Source organism: Cohnella kolymensis (assembly GCF_000829465.1).
Classification (GTDB): Bacteria; Bacillota; Bacilli; order Paenibacillales; family Paenibacillaceae; genus Cohnella; species Cohnella kolymensis.
In genome coordinates this window covers 40,953-58,942 of record NZ_JXAL01000008.1, presented here as the reverse complement: position 1 = coordinate 58,942, position 17,990 = coordinate 40,953, and the positions used below count along the sequence as shown (strand labels likewise).

The 17,990-nt window shown below is 49.6% G+C and carries 19 protein-coding genes; 8 read left to right on the top strand and 11 right to left on the bottom strand.

Annotated elements, in window-relative coordinates; translation table 11 throughout:
• Positions 1-43 precede the first annotated feature (43 nt).
• From SD71_RS07620 to SD71_RS07610, 3 genes are all read right to left on the bottom strand, one after another.
• The gene (locus SD71_RS07620) at positions 44-1,357 is read right to left on the bottom strand and encodes an extracellular solute-binding protein (RefSeq protein WP_041061757.1); all 1,314 of its coding nucleotides are present in this window, start codon (positions 1,355-1,357) and stop codon (positions 44-46) included.
• 393 nt (positions 1,358-1,750) lie between these two features.
• Positions 1,751-2,650, bottom strand: a complete 900-nt coding sequence (locus SD71_RS07615; RefSeq protein WP_041061754.1) for an RNA polymerase sigma-70 factor — start codon at positions 2,648-2,650, stop codon at positions 1,751-1,753.
• Between the two features lie 30 nt (positions 2,651-2,680).
• On the bottom strand, positions 2,681-3,985 hold the full coding sequence (locus SD71_RS07610) for a phytoene desaturase family protein (RefSeq protein WP_041061752.1): 1,305 nt from the start codon (positions 3,983-3,985) through the stop codon (positions 2,681-2,683).
• Positions 3,986-4,115: 130 nt separating this feature from the next.
• Here SD71_RS07610 and SD71_RS07605 point away from each other — a divergent pair, with 130 nt between their 5' ends.
• Positions 4,116-4,295, top strand: a complete 180-nt coding sequence (locus SD71_RS07605) for a hypothetical protein (RefSeq protein WP_041061747.1) — start codon at positions 4,116-4,118, stop codon at positions 4,293-4,295.
• Positions 4,296-4,406: 111 nt separating this feature from the next.
• Here the strand turns inward: SD71_RS07605 and SD71_RS07600 are convergent, their stop codons facing one another.
• From SD71_RS07600 to SD71_RS07585, 4 genes are all read right to left on the bottom strand, one after another.
• A complete protein-coding gene (locus SD71_RS07600; RefSeq protein WP_041061744.1) occupies positions 4,407-4,799 on the bottom strand; it encodes a YkvA family protein in 393 nt (130 codons plus the stop codon).
• Between the two features lie 18 nt (positions 4,800-4,817).
• Complete coding sequence (trxB, locus tag SD71_RS07595) at positions 4,818-5,735, bottom strand: thioredoxin-disulfide reductase (protein WP_041061741.1); 918 nt, start codon at positions 5,733-5,735, stop codon at positions 4,818-4,820.
• A 116-nt stretch (positions 5,736-5,851) separates the two neighbouring features.
• Entirely contained in the window at positions 5,852-6,634 is a 783-nt protein-coding gene (locus tag SD71_RS07590; protein ID WP_041061738.1) for a TPM domain-containing protein, read from the bottom strand.
• 2 nt (positions 6,635-6,636) lie between these two features.
• Complete coding sequence (locus SD71_RS07585) at positions 6,637-7,200, bottom strand: LemA family protein (RefSeq protein WP_041061736.1); 564 nt, start codon at positions 7,198-7,200, stop codon at positions 6,637-6,639.
• 151 nt (positions 7,201-7,351) lie between these two features.
• Here SD71_RS07585 and SD71_RS07580 point away from each other — a divergent pair, with 151 nt between their 5' ends.
• Together SD71_RS07580 and SD71_RS22075 are read left to right on the top strand one after the other, a co-directional pair.
• Positions 7,352-7,603, top strand: coding sequence for a hypothetical protein (locus SD71_RS07580; RefSeq protein WP_041061734.1), 252 nt, complete (start codon positions 7,352-7,354; stop codon positions 7,601-7,603).
• 32 nt (positions 7,604-7,635) lie between these two features.
• Positions 7,636-8,007 (top strand): hypothetical protein, encoded by a 372-nt coding sequence (locus tag SD71_RS22075; RefSeq protein ID WP_152619378.1) that lies wholly within the window; start codon positions 7,636-7,638, stop codon positions 8,005-8,007.
• Here SD71_RS22075 and SD71_RS07570 read toward each other — a convergent pair.
• Positions 7,955-9,268: an MFS transporter gene (locus SD71_RS07570; RefSeq protein WP_052476061.1), complete on the bottom strand. Its 1,314-nt coding sequence runs from the start codon at positions 9,266-9,268 to the stop codon at positions 7,955-7,957. The two genes, SD71_RS22075 and SD71_RS07570, sit on opposite strands and share 53 nt — an antisense overlap.
• Before the next feature lie 113 nt (positions 9,269-9,381).
• On the opposite strand from SD71_RS07570, the gene SD71_RS25515 reads away from it, so the two are divergent.
• From SD71_RS25515 to SD71_RS07550, 5 genes are all read left to right on the top strand, one after another.
• On the top strand, positions 9,382-9,861 hold the full coding sequence (locus tag SD71_RS25515) for a hypothetical protein (protein ID WP_268747717.1): 480 nt from the start codon (positions 9,382-9,384) through the stop codon (positions 9,859-9,861).
• A 20-nt stretch (positions 9,862-9,881) separates the two neighbouring features.
• Complete coding sequence (locus tag SD71_RS25510) at positions 9,882-10,208, top strand: hypothetical protein (protein ID WP_268747716.1); 327 nt, start codon at positions 9,882-9,884, stop codon at positions 10,206-10,208.
• 146 nt (positions 10,209-10,354) lie between these two features.
• Positions 10,355-12,970, top strand: a complete 2,616-nt coding sequence (locus SD71_RS07560; protein ID WP_041061728.1) for a PAS domain S-box protein — start codon at positions 10,355-10,357, stop codon at positions 12,968-12,970.
• Positions 12,971-13,100: 130 nt separating this feature from the next.
• Positions 13,101-13,991 (top strand): DMT family transporter, encoded by an 891-nt coding sequence (locus tag SD71_RS07555; RefSeq protein WP_041061725.1) that lies wholly within the window; start codon positions 13,101-13,103, stop codon positions 13,989-13,991.
• Positions 13,992-14,025: 34 nt separating this feature from the next.
• Positions 14,026-15,210, top strand: coding sequence for a CynX/NimT family MFS transporter (locus SD71_RS07550; protein WP_407637530.1), 1,185 nt, complete (start codon positions 14,026-14,028; stop codon positions 15,208-15,210).
• A gap of 75 nt (positions 15,211-15,285) precedes the next feature.
• Here the strand turns inward: SD71_RS07550 and SD71_RS07545 are convergent, their stop codons facing one another.
• From SD71_RS07545 to SD71_RS07540, 3 genes are all read right to left on the bottom strand, one after another.
• On the bottom strand, positions 15,286-16,050 hold the full coding sequence (locus tag SD71_RS07545; RefSeq protein ID WP_326998719.1) for an HD-GYP domain-containing protein: 765 nt from the start codon (positions 16,048-16,050) through the stop codon (positions 15,286-15,288).
• The gene (locus tag SD71_RS25860) at positions 16,047-16,370 is read right to left on the bottom strand and encodes a hypothetical protein (RefSeq protein ID WP_326998718.1); all 324 of its coding nucleotides are present in this window, start codon (positions 16,368-16,370) and stop codon (positions 16,047-16,049) included. The genes SD71_RS07545 and SD71_RS25860 overlap by 4 nt, the downstream gene beginning before the upstream one ends.
• 136 nt (positions 16,371-16,506) lie before the next feature.
• Positions 16,507-17,988 carry a glycoside hydrolase family 32 protein gene (locus tag SD71_RS07540; protein WP_200889576.1) on the bottom strand — a complete coding sequence of 494 codons (1,482 nt, stop codon included), beginning with the start codon at positions 17,986-17,988 and terminating at the stop codon, positions 16,507-16,509.
• Positions 17,989-17,990 lie beyond the last annotated feature (2 nt).

Here is a 17,990-nt window from a genome sequence, read left to right as displayed (position 1 = left end):
GGAAAAGGGACTGCAGGAGCCCCTTTTCTTTTCATTTGATTAATTATTTTGCTCCAGCCATTTTCATCTTGTCTTGAATCATGCGAACGGCGTCGTCAAGCGAAGTTTGAACGTCTTTACCTTCCATCACGAAGGTTAGTGCGTTGGCCATTGGATCCCACACATGGTCAAGCTCAGGAACCGTCGGGAACGGTTGTCCGTATTGGATTTGTGCGGAGAATCCGGCTACGAGCGGGTCGTTTGTCAAGTCCGGATTGTTCAGCACGTTTTTGACCGGCGGAACTTCTCCAGTGCCTTTGAAAAAGGCCATAGCGTTTTGTTCGTTAGTAATGAATGCCGCCAAATCGGCTGCCCATTCCGGATGTTTCGAGAACTTGGAGAGCATCCAGCCTTTGACTCCGATGAAGGAGGTTGGGTGAGCGCCATCTTCCAGCGTCGGCAGCGGAGCTATCCCCAGATCGTCTCCGAGCGTTTTCTTGTAGTCGTTGATCGCCCACGGACCATTGATAACAGCCCCAACTTTGCCTTCCCCGAACAATCCGCCGACGATGTCGCCGTTGATGCCTTTTGGAAGGTATCCTTTGTCGAACCAGCTTTGAATCAGTTTGGCGCCTTTAACGGTTCCTTCTTTGTTCAAGCCAATATCGTTAATGTCATATTTGCCTTGGTCATCTTGTTTGAAGATGTAACCGCCGTTGCCTCCAAGTAAAGACCAGGCGAAGTAGAAGTTCGTCGCTTCAAAGAGGAAGCCGTATTCTTGTTTCTTGGCGTTCGTTCTCTCTTGCGCGATTTTCTCGAGATCCGCAATCGTCTTCGGAGCTTCCGGTAGAAGCTTTTTGTTATAGAACATGGCATACGTTTCGGTTACAAGAGGCAGACCGTACAACTGTCCGTCTTGACTTAGAGCTTGAAGAGATTCTGGTGTATACGTGTCAAGAACCGCATCTGTCGTCTTCAGCGGTTGAACAAGACCTTTCACCACAAGGTTCCCGATACCCGGCTGATAGAACAGGTCGGGACCATTGCCTGCAGGACCGTCGAGGCTAAGCGCTTCCGGCTGGTCGTTCATGGCCAGCGGGGTAAGCGTAACTTTGATACCGGTTTTTTCTGTGTACTTCTTAGTGATTTCTTCAATAATGGCTACTTTGTCCTCGGAAGCGTCCGGCCAGATGACCAGCTCTTCCGGTTTTTCCGGCATGCCGGAAGCGTCGCTAGGTTCAGAAGAAGCGTCTACGCTCGGGGAAGCGGGAGCGGAAGATTCGGCATTGCCGTTTCCGTTGCCGCCGCCGCAAGCAGTCAAAGCCATCATGGCGAGCATGACGCAAAGCGCGAGAATCCATGTCTTATTCTTGTTCATGTTGTAACTCCCTTCTTATTTACCAAACTTGTGATAGTTACCGTAAGAGCTGACCGTTCACAGCGTTGTCCTACGGTTCATGTATGTATTGTAAAGAACAGGAAAGGTGCTGGACTACCAACTTAGTGACCTCTCAGGCTAAGATTGTGACATTACCTCTGACAGGATGGCTCAACTCCAATTTGCCTAACACTAACAGCACGTTCTGTGGTGTTACACTGCTGCTCGAGCGTTATTAGAACGTGTTAAAATCCCGCAAACGCAATAAAGGCTGGGTATAACCAGTGTTCGCCTTCATCACTTGAGAACTATATCTTCTAATTTACAAAAAAGGGGTTGAGCCATGCGGCCTCATAAGACCCCACAGCACAACCCGATTTGTTCATTTCTCTATTAGCGCTGAGGTAAATGCTTCAGCTTATCCGGATTGACCACGATGTAGATTTCTGCGATCCGATCGTTCTCCATGCGAAAAGTAATTACACTTGACGGTTGTTCTCCGATGTAACTCACGATCCCCGGATTTCCGTTAACCATCTGTATTCGGAAAGACATATCAGCAGGCGCCTTGGAGGCAATCCCCATCAAGAACGCGATCACACGATCGGCTCCCAGGATCGGGCGTACTGCTGCCGTAACTTTGCCACCCCCATCGGAATGCATCGACACGTCTGCTTTCAGTAAGTTCATGAGTTGACCGGTGTTGCCGGATGCAACAGCGTGAATAAATTGCTCAATCAACGCTTTCAACGATTCCGATTTCAGCGGCACCGTATCGGCCATCCCACTTAGACCGCTGACAGAACGCTTCGCCCGATGAAAGATTTGTCGGCAGTTGCTGCTGCTTTTGTCGACGATTTCAGCGATTTCATCGTATTCATATTGCAGCACCTCACGCAGGATAAATACCGCCCTCTCTACCCAGGAAAGCTGCTGAAGCAGAAGCAGATATGCGGTGGAGAGGGATTCTTTTTGCAGATAGGCTCCGGAAGGTGAATCGGAATCCAACGCCTCCGTAATCAGAGGTTCAGGCAGCCAAGGTCCCACATAGACCTCTCGTTGCTTGCCGGGTGAACGAAGACGGTCCACACAGCGGTTCGTCACCATTTTGCACAGATAGGCTTTCTCGTTCAGAACGGTTTCCGGCCTTCTTTCGCTCCACGACAGAAAGGCTTCCTGAACGATATCCTCCGCATCCGACACGCTTCCCAACATGCGATACGCCAAAGAGAACAACAGCGGCTTATATAATTGGTATAATTGCTCCGACCGGTCAGAATGAACACGCTCCAAAAATGACACCCTCCCTTTGAAGTTAACCGTCTATCGCGCTGCCAGAACCGCCGGTTCCCGCGTAACAAGGTTCTGCATCATTTCACGAGCCGCTCTTCTGCCGCTGGCAGCAGCCGCATCCGCCAACATTTCTCCATGGCTGACCCAATCTCCTGCTACATACAGCCCTTGGATTTCCGGGACCGACGGGCCGATGGACGGCACCGACCGGCCGAGGTGTACATAATCATGCACAACGGCAATATTGGGCAAATACTGCCGGGCGACGACTTCTTGTTCCCATCCGGGGTGCAGACGCGTCATCGTTTGTTCCAGCAGACTAAGATCCGCCTTCGGGTCGCTTTCTCCAGGACCGTTGTATTTCATTAAATGGATCACGAGCGTCCCGTTGTCGCTAAGCTTCGCCGCTCTGGAATGGTTGGTGAAAAACACCGGCTGATCAATGCCTAAAGCGAAATTCCGGTCGGGCACGGGCAGTCTCCGAAGCCCGAGGTCGAGACAAGCTGCCATAGCCGGCCGTGCTTCGTCCTTCCATCTGCGCAATACGGTATGCTCCGCTCCCCGTGTGAGCCGGAACGTATCGGACGGGGAAAGCGTGCTGATGACATGCGAGATGCTTAATGTAGAGTCGTCAGCAAATCGAAGCCGGCGTACGCAGCCTTCTTCTTGCTGTATTTCCACCACATTTTTGTTAGCGAGAAGGTCCACTCCCAATCGGATGGCTTTCTCACGAAGCTGCTCCACGATCGTCTGCCATCCCCCATCAAGGTACAGCACACCGCTTTTCAACGCTCGCTGCACCTGAAGCAGTACGGGACCTGCCGACTGATAGTCAGGGTCGTGAACATAGGTGGAGGTGCGGCAAAGCGAGTAAAAAACATGCCTCACCATGGGGTCGCGTATTTCCTTCTCCGCCCAATCACGCAGGCTCATGAGGGGCAATTGGTCCGCGTGCGTTTTGTAGATTTTGAGCATCAGTCCCATAAGCTCCATCTTCCCTGACCATGTTAAAAGTGGAGAGCTCAGCATGCCTGCAGCATCGCCCGGCATCGGCATCACTTTATCGCCCCAGATGGCCAAACCTTTTACTGACGGTTTTTTACCGGACAGTTTCAACCCGTAGGAGTGCAAAATCTGATAAGCTTCACCGCCCCGGTACAGCGCGTGCCCGCCCAAGTTAAACAAGGCGCCGTTCTTGTTGACGGTGATTGCACGCCCTCCCATCCGGTCAGACCTTTCCAGGACGGCAACGGACCTCCCTCCTTCAGCCAAATCTATCGCCACGATCAATCCTGCAAGCCCTCCGCCAATGACGGCAGCATCGTAATTTTTCATACTCCTCATCCTCCGTTTATGTTTGTTTACATATGAGTCGAAATGGGAGCCGGTTTTGTGACAAAACGATCCGATCTGAATGAGGAGAAGTCCATTTGGGTCATTCTAACGCTCAGGAGGTGATGGTAGAATGACGCCGCGAAACAATGAACCTGGCAACGACGGAGTGGCAAGCAACCCGGCGCGTCTTGACCAATTCGGAGACAAGCTTGGCTCGGAGAATGAAGAAGAGTTCCGCTCCGCAGCTGCGGAAGTATGCGATGTGAGCGAGGTAACAGAGGACGCTGAAGAGGAACCGCAAAATTTTTAGCGATAAAAATAGGCCGGCTCAGAAGTCATATCAATGACTTTGAACCGGCCCTGTTTTGCAGCAGCGATGAAGCATACATAGCCAAACAACGATGAAAAACATCATACTTGATTACATTTTAAACGCGACCGCGCTAATCCACACTGCGGCGGCGATCCAGATCAGCACGAACAAGACGCCCATAAACCAATTCTTCCGCCTGCCGCCGTCCGACTCTAGTTCAACCTTTTGCCTGCAGTCCGTAATGATTTCTCCAGGAATCATCTTAAGAGCAAGCACAATGCCTAAGGGAACCAGAATAAGGTCATCCAAATAGCCGAGCACAGGGATGAAGTCGGGGATCAGATCGATCGGGCTAAACGCATATGCAACAACACAAACCGCAAACCATTTGGCGTACCATGGAGTCCTCGGATCCCGACACGCCAAATAGAGTACACGTATATTGCTCTTTAATTGTTTTGCCCATTGTTTCCAGTCGCCCAGCCGTTTGCTCTTCGCCATGCTTTCTATTATACGTGATTAACCTTCCAAAAACCTTTCGCAATCCAATGCGGCCATACAACCGGTCCCCGCCGCGCTGATCGCCTGGCGATAGCGGTGATCCTGCACGTCCCCGCACGCGAACACACCTGGAATATTGGTTTCCGTCGTTCCCGGCTTAACCAGCAAATAGCCTGTTTCGTCCGTATCCAGCTGCCCATCCAAAAACCGGGTGTTAGGCGTATGCCCGATAGCCACGAAAATGCCGTCCGTTTCGATCACTTCTTCCAGTCCGGTTTCGTTGTTGTTCACCTTAAGACCGGTTACACCGTTGTCACCGCTTATCACTTCAAGCGGAGTTCGATTCAGGTTCCAGCTTATCTTCGGATTGTTGCGAGCCCGGTCCTGCATGATCTTCGAGGCACGCAGCTCATTCCGGCGGTTAACCAGAACCACTTCAGAAGCAAACTTCGTGAGAAAATGAGCTTCCTCCATCGCCGAATCTCCGCCACCCACTACGACGATTTTTTTGTTGCGGAAGAAAAATCCGTCGCATGTGGCACACGTACTTACTCCGCGTCCGACACTGTCTTTTTCCCCCGGAATACCCAAGTACTTGGCCGATGCGCCGGTGGAGATGATGAGCGTTTCCGCCTGAAGCTCCCCCATGCCCTCTACCGACAAGGTGAAAGGACGTTTCGACATATCCACTTTATTCACCCAGCCTGAGCGGAACTCCGCACCGAAACGCTCGGCTTGCTTGCGCATGTTCGCCATTAATTCCGGGCCCATTATACCTTCAGGGAATCCGGGAAAGTTCTCGACTTCCGTAGTGGTCGTCAATTGTCCGCCCGGTTCGGGGCCTTCGATCACCAACGGATTCAAGTTCGCTCTAGCCAGATAAATCGCCGCGGTCAGTCCCGCAGGGCCTGTGCCTATAATAATCGTTTTATGCATGTTTACTCTCTTCCCCTTTTTTATCTAGGAATAAAAAAATCATACCATCCATGCAGCCGCGCTGCATGAAGATATGATGAAGTTGAAATCAAGGTTTCATGAACGAATCCTAGCCCTTATCTGCTTGCACCGCCGCCTCCGGAAGAACCGCCGCCTCCGCGTCCCCCGCCTCTTCCGCTTCCGTAACCGCCGCCTCCGGATCCTCTCCGTCCGAGCATGTTAAGAATGGAGTAGGTGACTGCGCCTCCCGTAAACTTGAAATCCAGAAAGATCAAAAAAACGACTCCGATTCCAAGCACAACTTTCATATAGCCCGGCATGCCGTCAAAGAAACCGCTGCTCTCCTGATCGGGAAGCGCCGGCATATTTTCAATGCCTGATGTATCAACGCCATACTCAGCCGCGATTTCCTGCAGCACAGCTGCTTGCGTCTGGCTGAAGGCGAGATCCAGTTGACCCGCATCCCGGTTAGGGACGAAGTAGCGGTCGAGAATCTCCCCTGCTTTGCCGTCCGGTATGCGTCCTTCCAAGCCAAATCCGATTTCCAACCGCACATGCTTATCCGCGGCGGAATACAGGAGCAGCACGCCATCGTTCCGTTTTTTGCCGCCGAGTCCCATTTCACGGAACCGGTCTACGGCATACTGCTCAAGCGACCGGTTGTCCAACTCATTTATCGTCACAATTCCGATTTGCGCGGTGCCGGTCTGCTTATGCAGCCAAACTGCCCTGCTGTACAACTCATTCTTGGTTTGCGCGGAGATAATGCCAGCCTCATCTTGGACATAAACACCGTAAGTGGAATCCGGCTGCGCCGCCCATGCATTTCCGCTCGTGAACCCGAGTCCGCATATCAGCAGCCATACAGCGGCGCAGATCTTGAAACAAAAGCGCGCCATTATTAAAAGTTGACTTCAGGGGCGGTTTCCGAACCTGGCGCGGCTTTGAACAGCTCCTTCTTCTCAAAGCCGAACATCGAGGCATAGATCGATGCCGGAAACCTCCTGATCTTCGTATTGTAAGAAGTCACAGCGTTGTTATAATCCCGGCGCTCCACCGATATTCTGTTTTCCGTGCCGGCAAGCTCATCCATCAGACGGGTGAATTGCGTATCCGCTTTGAGGTTCGGGTAATTCTCCACGACTACAAGCAATCTGGACAGCGCGCTCTCCATCTGGTTGTTCGCATCCGCCTTCTCGGCTGCCGTTCCTGCTCCGGCCAGACCTTTGCGCGCAGCGGCAATTGCCTCGAAAACTTCTTTCTCATGAGCCGCATACCCTTTCACAGTATTGACCAAGTTCGGAATCAAAGCATCCCGCCTCTCAAGGACAACGTCAATCTGCGCGAATTGATTGTCCACCGCCGTTTCGGCGGAAACAAGCCGGTTGTACGATCCCACCGCCGAGAAGATCAAAATCAGTACGAGCGCACCCACTACAAGTCCGATAATTGTTGAACGTTTCATATATTTCCTCCATTTATGTTTGTCTTACGCCATCTATCTTTTTTCATTATACGCAATGTTCGGCATTGAATCACCAACTGCGTGATGTGACTGGCTGCCGGTGCATGGTATACTTTTGACATCTGATTTTGCTAAAGGGGTATATTCTGAAATGAGTACAGCAATCAAATGGATCGCAATTGTCGCTATAGGAGGAGCATTCGGTGTCTGGTTCGGGATGAGCGGAATCGAGATACTCTCGGTGCCGGGTATTCTCATACTGGCGGGTGCAATTTTCATCCTTACGTTCACCATTGCTATTGTCCACAATTTGTATGTGTTTCGTGCCGATAAAAATATGCGCGCGGTTGAAGCTCATCTAAACAAAGCCAAACATCCTACTATGCCTTCATGCGTGAAATGATCAACCGGAGGTTTGAAGAAGCCGCCGCCATCATGCCCAAGATCAAGAACCGGGAGATACGGGCGAATGCCGACGCCTATTATTACATCGAAACTAACCGTCTAGCCGAAGCCAAGGAAGTTGTCCCTCAAATTAAAAATCCGGATGCCCGCCATCTGTATAGCGCCATGATTGCTCTGATTGAGAATGACTGGGCTGCTTTCGAGGAGATGAAAAGTAAAATAAGACATAAGGGCGTGAAATACGCTCTTGATGCCGATGCCGCCTATAAAAAAGGGGACTACGAGCAGGCTCGGTCTTTTGGCGATCTGGCCATCTCCCATTCTGCCGGCTTACAGAGATACATTTTTATTAAAGGGCTCGAGCACCAAAAGAACAATCCACATCGTCAATCTTACTTTTAAACCGCAAATCAACCTTGCAAAAAACAGCCGGCTTAGCTGCTTTCTGCAAGGTTTTTTTAAATTCATTGACCGGGCGAACAACAACGCCATCATGCCGGAAACGGCAAACATCGCCGCAGACGTTAGATAAGCCATCCGGACGCCGAACAAATCCGTAATCAGCCCCATAACCAACACGGATACACCAAAAGTGACCGCGATGATCGTGCCCTGTGCGGCGAACACTTTGGGCAGCTCCGATACCGACACATTTTTTTTGAAAAATCGTTCTTTGGGCGATATCTCTCAATTGGTAGGCTGGCCCCATCAGTACGCAAAGTATCAGTGCAACAGCCGGCAGTGAAGTAAGCGCATAGCCGAAGATCATCAAGCTGAAAAGTAAGGAGCCTGCAATCATTGATACAATTAACCGCGGTTCAACCCACTTCGACAATGCCATGACAAGCAAGCCGCCCGTGATCGTACCCACAAAATAGCTGGCATTGATGAAACCGAACCAATCGGCGCCTCTATGCAGTACTTCATTTACATACACCAAAATAATGGCTCCCGCCCATACGCCATTGGCGATACCCTCGATCACATCCATCATCGTGACGATCCGAAGCGTCGGCGTCCTCCAGATCGTGGACCATCCGGTTTTCATAGACTCCCAGCTGGAAACCTTCTTATCATCATCTTTTTCCACAGCCGTGTCATCCCTCACCCACCAGAGCGATACGATAGAGATCAGCATGATCACAAGAGACAGCCAAAAAGTATTCTGCCACCCGAAAAAAGCCACGACAATGCCGCCGACCGCCCATCCGGCCATTTGCACCGTCTGATCCGTCGTAGACATCAAGCCGTTAGCCTTTACCAATAAGTCGGGATTAACGAGTCTCGGAAGCATCGCATTATGAGCCGGCCCCCACCAACCTCTGAAAAATCCGAACCCGAACATGAACACAAACAACAAAACAAGTCCGTGTCCGGACATAAAGATCCCGAATAAAGCCGCCATCAGAAACAGGAACAATGCCTCTCCGGCCTGGCTTGCCATCAAAACCGTCCGCAACGCTAGACGGTCCATAACTAAAGGCGCTAACATGCCGCTTATGAATAACGCCGTGACACGAATAATCGGGATCAGACCGGTAATGAAAGCGGATTGTGTATACTCTTGGACGAAGACGATAACGGCAACGATAAAAAACACATCCGCCAAGCTGGCCAGCGACTGGCCGATTACAAAGTTCCAAAAAGAAGCTTTAAATCGCATATGACCTCACCCTTTTTATCTGCTAAGCCTTAGTTAATTCTCCGCACAGCACCCCGAATCCTCTCATACAATGCCATAGGCGTCACATTCTCACACGGAGGGAAGGAAAACCCGTGATTCTCATCGCCGGTGCGCAAGCGTCGATCGACATCTCCCGCTGGCCTCAGCTAGCCCGGGAAGTATATATACAAAAGAGCAGCAGCCCCGTCATATACAGGTATAATTCCATCGAACAGCTGCAGTTTGAAATGAGGTTAAGAAGCAACATTTTACAAGCCGCTCACGGCTTAAACCGAAGCGGTGCCAGGTTCGCCACCTTTAAAGATACTTATTGTAACGAACGTGTCTGGCATCGCACGCCTGAAGGGGCATTGCAGCTTCGTCCAGGGGTAACTCCCGCTGCCGGTATACGCGATATATTCGTGCACGGAAGAATGTACGGTTTTGAATGTGCGACCGGAATTCTTATTGTGTTATACAAAGGAATTCTGGATTCGATTAAAGAGAGTGAGTTTAACCGGTTGTTCGCTAACTTACGGCTGTATGATTGGCAATTTGACCCCGACCTGAAACTGATCCAGATTCAGGGATAGAAAATTCCTTCATCGGGGATGTGCTGTATTTCCGAAATCCTGATGTAAATCCTGCGACTCCGCAATGGCAAGGCGAAAATGTCATAAAATGCGGCGAAGACCTGTTCTTCGGGCACGGCATGGGCATATTGCCTTCACATATGATCATTGAGATGCTGAATCGGCTGCGGAGACCGTGGGCGATGCAATCCGCGTATTTGACCGATCAAGTGGATTATCCGGATTATATCTATTTATCCCAATTCGCACCCGGGGGCACGCGATTGCACGAATCTGAAGGAACACATACGAATTCTCCTTATATTCAAGCGCAAATCGGCGGACGGCGCTTCATCAAGTATAACTGAGTCAACCCTATATGATCGCCTTAATGGAGCGGAGAAACCCCAAAGCTCCTTTTTTTATTTGAAAGTTTCAATTACTATTGTTAAAGGGTATATATCCCAATGTGCTTTATGCAAAACGGCTAAATTCAAGGAGCTGAATCAGGCTTATGCCGAGTGTACAAATCCCTCCATCGATCTTCGAGCAGCTTTATCTAGGCTCGTCCAACGGTATGGCGCTGCTTACTGCCGATGGTCAGTGGCTGGAAACGAATGATGCGATGTGCCGGATTTTCGGTTTATCCAAGGAAGAATTGATTACATATAAATTTCAGGATCTCGTGAGTCCCGAGAATCCTATGGACAATATGGAGTCCTATCTCATTTCCGGAACTTTTGAAAGTGAGCTTCGGCTTTTTCACAAGGAACGAGGGTATATTGCGGCATGCATCAAATTAACCCGGGTTCAATGTCCGGATAACATTCCTAACTTCTTCCTGCAGGCAACCGATATAACGGAAAGAAAAGCGGCAGAGTTAAAGTATTTGACCTTGGAGCAGCAGTACAGGCTGATCGCTGAATACTCCCACGATATTTTCGGTATCTCTTCAGCAGACGAAATATTCAGGCATTTCTCCCCATCCATTACAAGAACACTTGGCTATTCGCCTGAAGAATTAATCGGAAAGCCTCGCTCGTTCCTGTATCATCCCGATGATTTGCGCAAGCTGCAAATAAGCAGAGGTTTAGGTGAACCTCCTCAGCAAATGAGACTGCGCCATAAAAACGGCAAATTTTTATGGTTCGAACTCATCGTCACATTGATTCAAGACGAGGAGCAAAACGATATTTATTTCGGCATTGCAAGAGAGATTACCGAACGTAAAAAGAGCCAGCACATCATCGCGGAGGCCCACCGCATCGCGTTGATCGGCAGCTGGGAATGGGACATTCTCCATGATGAGGTGTCTTTCTCCGATCAAATTTTTCATCTCACAAATCTGAAATGCGAGAATGATACATCGTATCAGATCACGGATCTGGTAGATCCGTCGAGCCGACCTGAATTTGAGCGGACAATTGAAAAATCGTTGATACAAGGCAACGATTTCGACTTTGAATTCCAAGCGGCCCAAGAAGACAGAAACGTTAAACATCTTCATATCAGGGGTGTTGTGACACGCTCTAATGACGGACATCCTATTAAGGTTAACGGCACGCTGCAAGATATCACCCAGCGCCGATTGGTAGAGCTGAAGCTTCAAGAAACGGTCGAAAGATACACTTCACTTAAAAAATATAATCATGATGCGATCTTCTCGCTCACTTTAGAAGGAAATATCATTAACGCAAACGTGATGGCACAGGAGTTGACCGGTTACTTTATCCATGAGATGGTCGGCATGCATTTCTCCCGGTTTATCGCGCGGAAAGATGTAAAACAGGTTCTTGCGGCTTCTTTGAAAGATTCCTCGGCAGAAAAGCTCATCGATAAAATGGTTCGCAGGGACGGGCATGAGGCGGAAGTATTGACGACAATCGCCCCGATTATTATCAATAACGAGAACGTCGGGTTCTACATTATCGCCAAGGACATTACCGAGCAGAAAAAGCTGATGATCGCCAAGGAAACGGCAGAATCCACCAACAAAGCGAAAAGCGAATTTCTGGCGATGATGAGCCATGAAATCCGCACCCCGATGAACGGTGTGATCGGCATGACCGATCTTCTCATGGAGTCCCCGTCTTTAAGTGCGGAGCAGCGAGAATACTTGGAAATCATTCGTAAAAGCGGAGAAACCCTGCTTAACATCATTAACGATATATTGGACTTCTCCAAAATCGATTCGGGTGTTACAGAGCTTGCGGAGGAGCCTTTGGACGTCCGCGCGTGTATTTTCGAGTCCGTCGACCTGCTTTCGCCGAAAGCACAGACCAAGCAGCTTGAAGTCTCTTTTTCCATGCACCAGGATGTGCCTCCTCTCATTTATGGCGATTCCAAACGGCTAAAGCAGGTTCTCATGAACCTGATCGGAAATGCTATTAAATTTACGGACAAAGGCGGCATCTCCATCTCGGTCAAAAAGCTTGCGCAAGCGGACAACACGGTTCAGCTTATGTTTAAGGTAAAGGATACAGGCATCGGCATCCCTAAAGAGAAAACGGATCAATTGTTCCAGCCGTTCTACCAATTGGATAATTTCATGACCCGGACGTCGGAGGGAACGGGGCTGGGACTTGCGATCAGCAAAAAGCTCGTGAATTTGATGGGCGGCAACATCTGGGTCGACCATGAAGATGTACATGAAGATTCACCGGGTTCCACCTTCGTATTCACTGTTACCTTCAAAACGGCCGGCTACTTCGATGCCGCTACGCAGACAGCAGCTGCAATCGAGCAGGCGGCGCCGGTACGCAACATCAAGATTCTGGTCGCCGAGGATAACAAAATCAATCAACTGGTCTTGGTCAAGATGCTGGAAAATCAAGGCCATACTATTCGGATCGTTGAGGGCGGGAATGAGGTTGTGGACGCCGCGCTGACGGAATCCTTCGACATTATTTTTATGGATGTGCACATGCCGGGTATTAACGGGCTTGAAGCCACGACGATAATTAAGGATAATCTCTCACCGGACCAATGTCCGATCATCGTAGCGGTAACGGCCAATGCGCTCAAGGGCGATCGGGAAAAATGCATCGAGGCCGGGATGGACGATTATATCAGCAAGCCGATTACCAACCAAGCGGTCAATGAAGTGATACGGAAATTTTTTGTTCGGTAAAATGCAAACCCCCGGGGACAACCCGGGGGTTTTCGTTTGTTCCATTGTCTGACACTTTTAATCATCCGTCCGATAGGCGTATGATATAATTTTAGAGTTGCTCACTTAAATACAGGGAATAGGAGACATCATGAGAGAATTATCACGCGCCAAATCGCTGTCACTCATTACCTTCCTGGTTATTGTCTGGGGAGTTTCATGGCCGATCTATAAAATTGCTTTGGATTACACGCCGCCGCTTCTGTTCGCAGGTATGCGCACCTTTTTCGGAGGGCTGCTGCTTGTTGTCCTTTATCTATCAAAGTGGAAGCAAATTCGTTGGAAAGAGAACTGGCCTATCTATCTCATTTCATCCGTGTTTAACGTCATCATATTTTATGGTCTTCAAACCATTGGATTAATGCTGACCCCTTCCGGACTATTCTCAGTCATCGTTTATCTGCAGCCGGTTCTAGTAGGCATATTCGCTTGGTTGTGGCTGGGTGAACCGATGAATGCTTTAAAGCTGTTCGGGTTGATCCTTGGATTTCTTGGCGTAGCTGCGGTTAGTACCGGGGGTTTGTCGGGGCACATTGCGATAATGGGTATCGTTTTTGCGCTGATTACTGCAATAGGCTGGGGAATCGGAACCGTATATGTCAAAAAGGTCAGTCACCGTACGGATTCCATCTGGCTGGTCGCTTTTCAATGTCTCATCGGGGGATTCGTGTTATCGGCCGCAGGATCGGTCACTGAAGGCTGGTCGAACATCGTCTGGAACGGACCCTATTTATTCGGACTGATCTTCGGCACCTTTCTTGGAATCTCCGCTTCCTGGGTTGTTTACTTTACGCTTGTAAACTCCGGCGATGCCGGTAAAGTAGCCTCGTACACTTTTTTGGTACCGCTCGTTTCCGTGATATGCGGCACGCTGTTTTTGCATGAGCCCTTCTCTATGTATCTGTTGCTCGGATTGGCATTAATTGCAGTCAGCATTTATTTGGTGAACCGCAAACCGAAAATGAACAGTCTGGCAAGCTAACAAGTATTAACTGAAAGCTGGTGTTTTTTCGTTGATTAACAGCAAGACTGAAGAGAAATTGTCTGAGAGGTCCATGGCTATGAGCGTTATGCTGGTGTTAGGAATTATGCTCTTAGCCGCCAATCTTCGGGCTTCCATAACCGGATTGGGGCCATTAATCGAAGCTGTTCGCTCTCAGACAAATTTGTCCAACACAATAACCGGTATGCTTAGCTCTCTGCCTTTGATCGCTTTTGCAATTCTCTCACCGCTTGCTCCGAGAATAGCACGGCGATTCGGTTTGGAAATGACATTGTTCGCCAGCATGGCCTTATTGACTGCAGGAATTGTTATACGTTCCGCTCCATCGATACTTACTTTGTTTCTCGGCACGCTTGTGATTGGTCTGGCGATCGCCATAGGCAATGTGCTGCTGCCCAGTCTGATTAAACGCGATTTCCCGAACCAAATCGGGTTAATGACGGGCGCTTATTCGATGTCGATGAATATTTGCGGTGCGCTCGCGTCCGGCATTAGCGTTCCATTGTCCATCGGCTTAGGCTGGCGCGGTTCGCTGGCGAGTTGGGCTGTTCTGGCGGGGTTAGCTTTCTTGTGCTGGCTTCCGCTGCTGCGCAATCGTCAGACGGAGGCAGTTACCGAAGCGGGAAACTCGATATGGCGTTCGCGGCTGGCCTGGCAAGTGACCTTCTTCATGGGGCTGCAATCTTTGCTATTTTACATCAATGCCAATTGGCTGCCCGTGATTTTGCATGAACGGGGAATGAGCATCAGTACAGCCGGCTGGATGTTGTCTGCGATGCAGTTCGTCAGCCTCCCCGTTTCTTTTATCGTTCCTGTTCTCGCGGCCCGCCGTCCTAATCAAAGAGGGATTGTTATCGTTACCGTCATTTTTCATCTGGCGGGTTATATCGGACTGCTGGCCGGCAGTGTGTCGCTGACTTGGCTTTGGATCGTTTTTATCGGCATTGCTGTAGGATCAAGCATCAGTCTTGCGCTGGCTTTTTTTGGGCTTCGTACACATAATGACCGTGCAGCAGCCGAGCTGTCCGGTATGGCGCAGTCCGCCGGTTATTTGCTGGCGGCCGTCGGACCGATCTCCTTTGGGTTATTGCATGACTTAACTCATGGATGGACTTTTCCGCTCATGATCCTCATTGTCACAAGTATATTGCTGCTGCTCGCAGGTCTGGGCGCAGGCCGAAAAGCTTATGTAAGCTGACTTTCCGATCGTGATAAAATAACGACAGCGAAACACAAAGCCCCGATGTTTGCCGGACATCGGGGCTTTGTCGTTCTATAACTCTTTTATAATTGTAATATTCATTTGTTTACTCAAATCCACTTCATAAGGCACGAGTAACTGCGGCGCGTCCTCAGTTTCCGCAATTATTCGAATAATCGGCCGATTGGAAGAGGTCGGATTGATCGCCGCCACAACGCCAATCTGACCTGTATTCAGTAATACGGTAGTCGCCAGCGGATATACGGCAATATGGTTCACAAAAATTTTAATCAATTCCAGATCAAACCACCGGTTTCCATTCGCATACAAGAATTCTATCGCTTCATTGGGCGAATACGCTTTTCTGTAGGGTCTGGCGGAGGTAAGGGCGCAATATACGTCTGCAATAGCCACTATGCGGGCGTACTCGTGAATTTCTTCCCCTTTCAGACCTCTCGGGTAGCCGGTGCCGTCATATCTTTCATGGTGCTGCAGCGCGCAGTGGGCGGACAACAAGGAAATATCGAATTGCTTTCGGAGCAAATTGAAGCCTTCCTCCGTATGTTTGCTTAACCGTTCCCTTTCTTCTTTATTTAATTGCGTCCGTTTCTGCCAGAGCTGATCCGGAAAATAAGTCATGCCGATATCAAATAACAGAGCCCCTACTCCAAGATCCATCAGCTGATTGCGGTTATAGCCTTTGGCGATTCCGACAATTCCCGATAGGATGGCGACATTCACCGAATGGTGAAACAGATAGCCGTCGCTGGCATGGAGATGGGTCAGGTTAAACAGCATATTCTTCTGATTGGCCAAGTCGGACAGAATATCGCTCAATACTTGATGGTAGCTTTGCCCATATTTGAGGAAACGACTTTGCGTTTGATTTCATTCGCCGCAGTGAGCTCCGACATCGTCTGATACACGGTTTCCACTGCCTTCTTGCGCGTGCCGTCCCGGATCACATCTTCCGGTATGATACCCGAAGTATTACGATCCTCAATATACACAGAATCTATACCGAGGGATTTCAACCTCTCAATATAACGGTCGTTCAATACAACCCCGACACCTATGAGGATATTGCCGTTGTCCGTCCAGATCGGCTTGGCCATCGCATCCCCTGGCTTCGCGGAGTTTATATGTACTTTCCTCAAACATAATCCCCCTTAACCTGGGTAGAGCAACCAAGCGTGCAAGCTTATTTTTATAGTTTATTTCATAATCCTCCCGACATCAATCAAAAAAGAGACGCCCATCCTCGATGAGGATAGGGCGTTCAGGATAGAACGATCAAAGCGCAAGCTGCCAGAAATCAATACTGTGGATTAGAGCAGTACCACCATTCGCAAAGAAACGAATGCCTTGACTCGTCTCTTCAGGAAAAATAAATCCGGACATCACATAGTCCCCCTGATTAATAAATAACTCCAGTGCCGAACGATCCAGGAAAATGTGCAGACGCAGCATTCGATTCTGACCGTCCTCAATCGTGCAGCCCCTTACCCCTTTATCTCCCGCTCCGGAATCATTCCGATCAAAAATAACTTGTGCCGTCTCCCTATCATATTTAATAACCGTCTTCTCGCGGCCGTCTTCCGAGCAGCGAACCTGCAGCCCAAACTCTATCGCATCCGTCGTTTGCAGATCATAGGTAACGATCATTTCAACGCATTCGCCGGAGATTCCGGGTATGGGCTGAACCTGGCCGGCCGTGACCCTGTATTCTCCAACAGCATGATGCAATCCCCGCAGCCGTTTCATTTCTTCGACCGGTTCAATTTGCAGCCTGTTTCCACCGCTATATTTAACTTCCCTCGGAATCGTCATCGCGCCGGCCCATTTCTTATTCAAAGCTTTGCCGTCCATCGGCATCCACCCGAATAGAATGCGTCTCCCGCCGGCACCCTGCATCGTCTGGGGAGCGTAAAAATCAAAGCCATAATCCAATCTGCGGAACGCCTCATGCCGGTAATGTCCGGTTTCATAGTCGAACTCGCCAATATAATAGCCTGACAATCTAGGATCCTCTTTTGTTCCGGCACCTTCGGGAGAAAGCAGCAGCACATCTTTACCGCCAACACTGAACAGGTCCGGGCATTCGTGCATATACCCCATGGAACCGTCGCTTTCCGTGACCACATTCAGAAATTCCCAGTGAATCAAGTCGGCAGATTTGTACACGAGCACTTTTCCCCGGTCATATTTCTTTGCTCCCAGTACCATATACCAGTTGTCCTGATGCTTCCACACCTTCGGATCGCGAAAATGATTGGTTTGTCCGATTGGTTCCGGAGGCGCTTTAATTACAGGATTCTCTGAGAGTTTCTTGAAATGGATGCCATCTGCGGACACGGCGGCACATTGCTGTTGAAGCAGATCGTCCGGCAGCCCGGCAGGAGTCGTATACAAATTCGACGTATAGAATACATACATTTTTCCTTCATGTTCCACCGCACTGCCGGAAAAGCATCCGTCGATATCGTATTCCTCGCTCGGCGCGAGAGCGATGGGAAGCTGCTCCCAATGAACCAGATCCTTGCTCTTCATATGCGCCCAGTGAATATCGCCCCACTGCTCCGAATACGGATTGTGCTGATAGAAAAGATGATATTCGCCTTTATAATGGATCAATCCGTTCGGATCGTTCATCCAATATACCGGCGGGCTGGCGTGATACGCCAAGCGGTGAGGATCGTGCGCCGCCTCTTGCAATGCAGCCTCAACCGACTCGTTCGCTCTCTTGATGGCTTCCGGATGAATGATCCGTTCCAAAA